The sequence below is a fragment of the Mesorhizobium sp. M7A.F.Ca.US.006.04.2.1 genome (genome assembly GCF_004022915.1).
Taxonomy (GTDB): domain Bacteria; phylum Pseudomonadota; class Alphaproteobacteria; order Rhizobiales; family Rhizobiaceae; genus Mesorhizobium; species Mesorhizobium ciceri.
The window spans coordinates 1-439 of sequence record NZ_RZQA01001204.1 but is presented as its reverse complement, the minus strand read 5'-3'; the positions used below and the strand labels follow the sequence as shown (position 1 = coordinate 439).

The following is a 439-nucleotide window of genomic DNA, read 5'->3' as shown; positions in this document are numbered from 1 at the left end:
AGCCGCTCCATGTCGCAGTCAAAGGACGCGACGGAGCCGTCCAAAACGGGACTGCCGGTCCTTCCCGGCCGCCATGCTACGGCGGCGAACTTGTCGGCGGCTTTCGAGGCGAAGATGCCGGACGCTGCCTTCTGGCCCTCGTTGAGGATGTTGATGGCGAAGCTTTTCGATGTCGCGAAGACAGGATGGCCTAAGGCCTTGTGGGCGATGCAGACCAGCACGAGGGGCGGATCGAGCGACACTGAGGTGAACGAGTTGGCGGTGAAGCCGCGCGGCTCGCCTTCTGGCCCGATGGTGGTGACGATGGTGACGCCGGTGAGGAAGGAGCCAAGCGCACGGCGGAACTCGCCGCTGTCGAACCCGGTATTCGCCTCAGCAGTGCCGCTTCGCTCGATCGCTTCGTCCTCCGCGAGGAAGTCAACGATATGGCGCGTGGTGA

1 protein-coding gene is annotated in these 439 nt (G+C 64.2%); it reads right to left on the bottom strand.

Annotated elements, in window-relative coordinates:
• The coding region (locus tag EN925_RS41220; RefSeq protein ID WP_281040695.1) for a flavin reductase family protein at positions 1–439 on the bottom strand (439 nt) is incomplete at both ends.